This is a genomic window from Microbacterium panaciterrae (assembly GCF_039541635.1).
Lineage (GTDB): Bacteria > Actinomycetota > Actinomycetes > Actinomycetales > Microbacteriaceae > Microbacterium > Microbacterium panaciterrae.
Window position 1 is genome coordinate 1 of the sequence record NZ_BAABGP010000025.1, and the last position, 4810, is coordinate 4810.

Below are 4810 nucleotides of genomic sequence, written 5' to 3' on the forward strand. Positions count from 1 at the left end.
AGACCTCGACCCCCATCCGGCAATCGCCGCACGCCCCCGACCTACACCCCCAAATGCGAAGAGCCATCAATCACCGTGAATTCGGCCGACGGTACTCCGGTTACCATCACTGCCATGCCCGCCCTGCACGGCCCCGAAGGATCGGAGGACCTCTCCGGCGACTGTATCGGATTCCTGCTCCAAGCGTCCGATCAACCATCGATATACGTCAGCGGGGATAACGCATCAATGGCGCTGATTGACGAGATCGCAGCCAGATACGCGCCGATCGATATCGCTGTCTTGTTCATCGGTGGCGTGCGTCACAAGCCGGTTCTCGACGGCGCGCTCGTGACCCTCGACAATGACATGGCGGCGACAGCGACGAGGCTCTTGGGAGCGCGCCGGGTTGTTCCCGCGCACATCGAAGGATGGCGCCACTTCGTGGGCGACCGCACTGACCTGATCTCCGCGTTCCGCCGCGCAGGGATCGCGGATCGATTGACCTTCAGCTAAGCCGCGTAGCCATTACTCGGACAGCGAGACATGGTGAAGAATCGAGCGATCGTAGTCAGCTCGGGCTCTTTCCACTTCTTCAATGTGGGACTCCGCCCAACGCCCCAGGGCGGTGAGCGGTTCTCGAAGAGAATCACCCAGTGCCGTGAGTGCGTAGTCAACCCGAGGAGGCATCTGAGCGAACGATGTGCGGGACACGATGCCGTCCCGCTCAAGCTCTCTGAGCGTGTCGGCAAGAACTTTGCCGCTGATCCCGTCGACAGCCTGCCGCACCTCTCCAAATCGCATCGGGCCTCCACTGAGCGCGATCACGATCATCGCTGTCCACTTGTTCGCGATCCGCGCGAGAGACGTGCGGGAGGGACATGTCCTGACCATCACGTTCCATTGAGGAGGCGCCATCAACCGCCCTTCCCTTAGTTACCTTGAGGTAACAGGTTACCAAATGTAATCATGACTTATCCGATAACGAACGAAGGACAGATGACATGACCGAAAACACCCCTGCCGCCGTCGCTTCCGCATACTTCGCCGCGCTAGGCGGCGGAGACGTTCCGGGCGCGATGGCGTTGCTCAGCTCCGACGTCGTTTGGCATCAGCCTGGCGCCCATCAGTTCTCGGGCGACCATCGCGGGATCGACGGTGTCGGCGCACTCCTGGGCGGGATGATGACCGCGAGCGAGGGCACATTTCGGCTTTCCGTGACAGGACCTGCGATGACGAACGGCGAGCTCGTCGCCGTTCCGGTTCGCTTCGCAGGCAGTCGCAGCGACGTCTCGATGGACATGAGCGGCGTGGACCTGCTGACCGTCCGAGAGGGCCAGATCATCGAAGTCCACTTGTTCTCCGAGGATGGCGCCGCCGAGGACGCCTTCTGGGGCGCCCGCTGACATGACTTGGACGGGCGGGGCGCATGAAAGCGCCCCGCCTGCCGACGCGTTAGGAGGAAGAATGAAGGTCGACGAATCGTCAGCGGCAAGCGAAGGACCGATGTCGATCGCGGTACGTGGAGCCAGAGTCCACAACCTTAAGAACGTTGACGTCGACGTCCCTTTGGGTGAACTCGTCGCCGTCGCGGGCGTCTCAGGTTCAGGCAAGTCCTCATTGGCCATGGGCGTGCTCTACGCCGAAGGATCGCGTCGATATGTCGAAGCCCTTTCGACCTATACGCGTCGACGAATGTCTCACGCGAGCCGCCCCGCCGTGGACTCGGTCCGGCACGTGCCGGCCGCACTCGCGCTTCGGCAACGGCCGTCGGTTCCAGGCGTGCGTTCCACGTTCGGCACTTCGACGGAGCTCTTGAACGTGCTGCGCGTGATGTTCTCCCGTCTTGGATCGCACCTGTGTCCGAACGGACACCGTCTCGAACCGACGATCGACGTCGCCGCCAACAAGAACCTCATCTGCCCGGAGTGCGGTGCTGAGTTCTATCCCCCTGGCGCCGAGTCCCTGGCGTTTAACTCGGATGGCGCGTGCCCGGTGTGTGCCGGCACCGGCGTGGTGCGCGACATCGATGACGGCGCCCTTGTCCCCGATCCGGCCAAAACTATCGCCGAAGGTGCCGTCGCCCCCTGGCGCATGTTCGGGCTCGGCGTCATGCCCCAAGTCGTCGCAGAGTTCAGCGTCCGCACCGATGTTCCTTTCCGGGATCTGACACGGCGCGAGCAGCAGGTCGTCCTCGACGGTCCGGCCGAAAAGCGTCAGATTCGTGTGCCTTCCAAGTCCGGAAAACTCTTTGATCTGAATTTCACCTATCGCAGCGCCCGCCTGGCGGTACGCGAAGCTATGAACAACGCGACGAGCGAGGCAGGACTCGTTCGTGTCAACCGCTTCATCACCCCACAACCGTGCTCAGCATGCAACGGCACCCGCCTTTCACAGAAGGCTTTGGGCACTGAACTTGAGGGCATTAACCTCGCGGAAGCCACCGCTAAAGACCTCGATCATGCACTGGCCTGGGTCGCGCAGATACCCAGCCTCGTGCCCGCGGACATGCGCCCCATGGCGGCGCTGATCACACGGCAATTCGCCGAGATGGGCAAGCGCTTGGTCCAACTTGGGCTCGGCTATCTTACTCTCGACCGCCCCAGCGCGACCCTCTCGACCGGAGAGCGACAGCGAGTTCAGTTGTCGCGCGCCGTGCGGAACGAGACGACAGGCGTGCTCTACGTACTCGACGAACCTTCCATCGGCCTGCACCCAGCGAACATCGACGGCCTCATCGGGGTCATGCGTGACCTACTCCACGATGGCAACTCCGTCGTGATCGTCGACCACGACGTGCAGGTACTCCGCGAAGCGGACTGGATGATCGAGATCGGCCCCGGCTCCGGCGCCGACGGCGGCAACATCATCGCACAGGGGACGATTGCGCAGATCAGCGCTCATCCGGAATCTCTCATTGGCGACCACCTCGCCGGGCGGGCGCCTGTCGAGATCCGACCTAGGATCCCGCACGAACAACTCTTCGCCAGCGGGATGATTCGGCTCACCACATCCCCGGTGCACACTGTGTCGGGACTCGATGTGACGATTCCGAAAGGGCGCCTAACCGCGGTCACGGGCATGTCCGGGTCCGGCAAGACAACACTGATTCTGGAAAGCCTTGCTCCCGCGATCTCGGCGGCCAGCGAAGGGCGCGCACTCCCCCGGCACGTTCTTGGGGTGGATACGGCCGGTCTATCCCGCGCCGAAGTCGTCGACGCGACTCCGATCGGCACCAACGTGCGCTCAACTGTTGCCACGTACAGCGGTGTGCTCGACGACTTGCGTCGCGCTTTCGCACAGACGCCAGAAGCCCAGATTCGCCAACTATCGGCAGGCGACTTCTCCTATAACACCGGTTCACTAAGGTGCCCACGATGCGAAGGCACCGGTCAGGTCGTCCTCGATGTTCAGTTCCTCCCCGATGTTGACATCCCCTGCCCTGATTGCAGCGGTAGCCGCTACGCGCACGCGGCAGACGAGATCCGCATCCCGACAAGGGACGGAGCGCGAAGTCTGCCCGAGCTCCTGGCGACGACAGTCTCAAAAGCCATAGTCGCCCTCGACGGATACCCACGAGTATGCAGAAAGCTCGAGAAGCTTGCCGGCCTCGGCCTGGGCTACTTGACGCTCGGCGAAGACACGCCCGCACTCTCCGGGGGCGAGGCTCAACGCTTGAAGCTCGCCGCTGAACTCGCCCGCAAACACACTGGGACCCTTTTCATCCTCGACGAACCCTCCGTCGGCCTGCACCCGGCCGACATTCGAGTTCTCCTCTCCGTCCTCGACCAGCTCCTCGATACTGGAGCGACCGTGATCGTTATCGAGCACGACCTTGAGATGATCGCAAACGCCGACTACGTCGTCGATATGGGGCCAGGAGGCGGCACGTCCGGCGGACGGATCGTCGCGACGGGCCGTCCGGAGGATATCTCTCGTAGCCCGGGGTCCGCGACAGGTCGCTATCTCGCTCCGGTTCTCGATAGCCCCCGGAACTGACCGGCTGCGGAGCGTTCTCATCTCGACGCGCAAAGGGCCGATAGCGAATCGCGTTGGTGCAGCGATGACGGAAACCGTGGTCGCCACCGCACGCCAACGAGTTGCTATCGGCCCGAAGACGAGTCGCGCCGACTTAGGGACTGCTCCCATGCCTTGCGAGCGAGCCACAGCTCCGCAACGTCCTGAGTTCGCCGAACGCTGCGACCTGTGAGTTTTTCAACCTGGCTCAGCCGATAGACGAGTGACTGACGATGAAGCCCGAGCGTCGCGGCCGTGACGTTCCAGCGCATGTCGTTGTCAAGGAAGGCGAAGAGCGTTTGGCGCAGAGGAATATGTCGTGGGTCGTCGCCGGCGAGCGGTCCGAGCACGGACTGCACGATCTTCAATAGCTCAGTGTGCGACCGCGCCAAGAGGGAGACGTGCTCGCCCTCGTACTCGCGCCACGGGTCGTCCTGCGCGACGGCCGCGGAGAACTCGGATGAGGCTTCTGCGACCGCTCCACCAATGTCGGCGAGGTCGCGATGCTCTGCCGACACCCCGGCGCGTGCATCAACCTCGGCGAGGATCCGTCGCACGAGGGGAATGTCGCGGATCGTCGCCACAAGCACCGTTCGGCCGTTGACGGTCGTCGAGGTGGGCGGCAAACCGGCAAGCGCGACGGCGAGCGCGAGACGACGCGCAAAGTCACCCGCAATCACGATGACCCGGTAGCCGGCGGTTTCGGCATTCCAGATCTGGTCGAGCGCCACCTCCCCATCCCGCCGGCCCGCTAGGGCGTGTCTCCTATTAGGGTTGCCCAGGTGAGGCAGGCGTGTAGGACGGCGCCGGCGCG

Annotated in this window: 5 protein-coding genes; 3 read left to right on the plus strand and 2 right to left on the minus strand. The window is 63.4% G+C overall.

The window, feature by feature from the left end; genetic code table 11:
* Window positions 1-75: 75 nt before the first annotated feature.
* Window positions 76-495, plus strand: a complete 420-nt coding sequence (locus tag ABD882_RS17810) for an MBL fold metallo-hydrolase (RefSeq protein ID WP_345188807.1) — start codon at window positions 76-78, stop codon at window positions 493-495.
* 12 nt (window positions 496-507) lie between these two features.
* Here the strand turns inward: ABD882_RS17810 and ABD882_RS17815 are convergent, their stop codons facing one another.
* Window positions 508-897, minus strand: a complete 390-nt coding sequence (locus ABD882_RS17815) for a winged helix-turn-helix transcriptional regulator (RefSeq protein WP_345188801.1) — start codon at window positions 895-897, stop codon at window positions 508-510.
* An 86-nt stretch (window positions 898-983) separates the two neighbouring features.
* On the opposite strand from ABD882_RS17815, the gene ABD882_RS17820 reads away from it, so the two are divergent.
* Together ABD882_RS17820 and ABD882_RS17825 are read left to right on the plus strand one after the other, a co-directional pair.
* Window positions 984-1385, plus strand: coding sequence for a nuclear transport factor 2 family protein (locus ABD882_RS17820; protein ID WP_345188803.1), 402 nt, complete (start codon window positions 984-986; stop codon window positions 1383-1385).
* A gap of 61 nt (window positions 1386-1446) precedes the next feature.
* Window positions 1447-3978, plus strand: coding sequence for an excinuclease ABC subunit UvrA (locus ABD882_RS17825; protein WP_345188804.1), 2532 nt, complete (start codon window positions 1447-1449; stop codon window positions 3976-3978).
* A 104-nt stretch (window positions 3979-4082) separates the two neighbouring features.
* Here ABD882_RS17825 and ABD882_RS17830 read toward each other — a convergent pair whose 3' ends face one another.
* Window positions 4083-4727: a PucR family transcriptional regulator gene (locus ABD882_RS17830; protein ID WP_345188805.1), complete on the minus strand. Its 645-nt coding sequence runs from the start codon at window positions 4725-4727 to the stop codon at window positions 4083-4085.
* Between the last annotated feature and the right edge of the window lie 83 nt (window positions 4728-4810).